Origin of the sequence: Roseicyclus sp., assembly GCF_052168335.1 — a bacterium.
Taxonomy (GTDB): Bacteria; Pseudomonadota; Alphaproteobacteria; order Rhodobacterales; family Rhodobacteraceae; genus Roseibacterium.
This window is the reverse complement of sequence record NZ_JBQLZP010000280.1, coordinates 1-2,723: the sequence shown is the minus strand read 5'-3', so window position 1 is coordinate 2,723 and position 2,723 is coordinate 1. Positions and strand designations below refer to the sequence as shown.

The window sequence follows — 2,723 nt, the reverse complement described above, 5'->3', positions numbered from 1 at the left end:
GACATCGCCGAGGGCACCCCGCAGGGCAAGGCGCTCGACATCGCCGAAAGCGGACCCTCCGAGAAGTTCGACGCGAAACTGAAGGGCACCAACGACTACGCCGACATCGCGGGCGCCGACGTCTGCATCGTCACCGCCGGCGTGCCCCGCAAGCCGGGGATGAGCCGCGACGACCTGCTCGGCATCAACCTCAAGGTCATGAAGTCGGTGGGCGAGGGGATCGCCAAGCACGCGCCCGGCGCCTTCGTCATCTGCATCACCAATCCGCTCGACGCGATGGTCTGGGCGCTGCGCGAGTTCTCGGGTCTGCCTCACCACATGGTCTGCGGCATGGCGGGCGTGCTCGACAGCGCGCGCTTCCGCCACTTCCTCGCCGAGGAGTTCGACGTCTCCATGAAGGACGTGACCGCCTTCGTGCTCGGCGGCCACGGCGACACGATGGTGCCCTCCGTCCGCTACTCGACCGTGGCGGGCATCCCGCTGCCCGACCTCGTCGAGATGGGCTGGACCACGAAGGAGAAGCTCGACGCCATCGTGCAGCGCACGCGCGACGGCGGGGCCGAGATCGTGGGCCTCCTGAAGACCGGCTCGGCCTTCTACGCGCCCGCGACCTCCGCCATCGAGATGGCCGAGGCCTTCCTCAAGGACCAGAAGCGCGTGCTGCCCTGCGCGGCCTATTGCGACGGGCAGTTCGGGCTCAAGGGGATGTACGTGGGCGTGCCGACCGTGATCGGCGCGGGCGGCATCGAGCGGATCGTCGAGATCAAGCTGACCAAGGACGAACAGGCGATGTTCGACAACTCGGTCAGCGCCGTTAAGGGCCTTGTCGACGCCTGCAAGGGTATCGACGAAAGCCTCGCCTGATGGAACGGGCGGCCCCGTCGCGGCGGGGCCGCCGCCTGCCATGACGCGGGCCGCCTCGCCCTATCTCGTGCCCGGCTTCTACGACCGCGCACTGGCCGAGGGGCGGCACCGCGACATCGTCGGCGGCCGCTGGGACGAGATCGGGCGGCTGCAACTGGCGCTCCTCCGCGCGCAGGGGCTCGAGCCCCACCACACCCTCATCGACATCGGCGCGGGATCGCTGCGCCTCGGCTGCAAGGCGGTGCCCTTCCTCGAGCCGGGCAAGTACTGGGCCACCGACGCGAGCCGGGCGCTCATGCTGCGCGGGCGCGAGGCGGAGCTGGCGGACCCCGCGCGCCTGCCGGAGGAGCATCTGGTCGAGGATGCGACCTTCGCCTTCCCCGGCCTGCCCGACGCGCCGGATTTCCTGATCGCCTTCGGGGTCTTCACCCATCTTCCGCCCGAAACGAGCGCCGAGGCGTTGAAGTGCATCGCGCGGCGCTGGCCTGCGCGGCCGGTGTTCCTCTTCACCGTCTTCCTCGCGCCGGAAGGGCAGGCGGGACCGCTGCGCCAGCCCGACGGCGTCGTGACCCATCCCGACCGGCCGCCGTATCACCTGACCGAGCCCGCGCTCCGCGCCATGGCCGAGGCGGCGGGCCTGACGCTCACCCGGCTGCCCGACAGGCTGCCGCGCGGGCAGGTGCTGTGGCGCGCGTGACCCCAGGTTGACATCCTGCCCGCCGCGCGCCCTGATCGCGCCGTCCGACAGGAGGGACACCCAATGCGCGATTTCGACGCCGAACTCGAGGCGCGGCTCTGCCGCTATGCCGCCATCGACAGCCAGTCCGACATGGACAGCCCGGCGCAGCCCTCGACGGCGATCCAGCACGCGATGCTCGACCTCATGGTGGAGGAGCTGCACGGGATCGGCGCGGCCGACGTCACCAAGACGGAGTACGGCACCGTCATCGCGACCATTCCCGGCAACGTGCCCGGTCCCACCATCGGCTTTCTCGCCCATGTCGACACCGCGCCGCAGTTCAGCGCGACCGGCGTGAAGCCCCGCGTGATCCGGGGCTACAACGGCGGCGCAATCACGTTTCCCGACGCGCCCGACCTCGTGCTTTCGCCGGAGGACTTTCCCTATCTCGCCACCAAGATCGGCGAGGACATCGTGACCGCGTCGGGTACGACGCTGCTCGGCGCCGACGACAAGGCGGGCATCGCCATCGTCATGACGGCGGCGCGGCACCTGCTGGAGAACCCCGACCTGCCGCGCCCGACGATCCGCGTGGCCTTCACCCCCGACGAGGAGATCGGGCGCGGCGTCGATCCGAGGCTGCCCAAGGATCTGGGCGTCGACTTCGCCTATACCTTCGACGGCGGCGACGCGGGCGAGGTGATCTACGAGACCTTTTCGGCCGATTTCTGCGTCGTCACCGTCACCGGCGTCTCGATCCATCCGGGCGAGGCGACGGGCAAGCTGGTGAACGCGATCCATCTCGCCTCGCGCATCGTCGAGACGCTGCCGCAGGCGACCATGACGCCCGAGACGACCGCCCACCGCGAGGGCTTCATCCATGCAGTGGACATGAAGGGCAGCGCGGACCGCATGGTGGTGCGTTTCATCCTGCGCGATTTCGAGCGGGAGGGGCTCGCGGCCAAGGGCGACCTCGTGCGGCAGGTCGCAGCCGCCATCGCGGCGACCGAGCCCCGCGCGAAAGTCGAGGTCGAGATCACGCCGCAATACCGCAACATGCGCTACTGGCTCGAGGACGACATGACGCCGGTGGAGCTTGCCCGCGACGCGCTGCGCGACCTCGGCGTGGAGCCGATCGAGGCGGTGATCCGCGGCGGCACCGACGGCTCGCGGCTGACCG

General features: G+C 70.1%; 3 protein-coding genes. All 3 read left to right on the top strand.

Annotation, left to right across the window (positions count from 1 at the left end):
- Positions 1-864: malate dehydrogenase (mdh, locus tag ACTS11_RS08580; protein ID WP_442639910.1), on the top strand; the 864-nt coding region annotated here is incomplete at its 5' end.
- A gap of 40 nt (positions 865-904) precedes the next feature.
- Positions 905-1,561 (top strand): class I SAM-dependent methyltransferase, encoded by a 657-nt coding sequence (locus tag ACTS11_RS08575; protein ID WP_442639909.1) that lies wholly within the window; start codon positions 905-907, stop codon positions 1,559-1,561.
- A 63-nt stretch (positions 1,562-1,624) separates the two neighbouring features.
- A partial coding sequence (gene pepT / locus ACTS11_RS08570; RefSeq protein WP_442639908.1) for a peptidase T occupies positions 1,625-2,723 on the top strand: 1,099 nt, incomplete at its 3' end.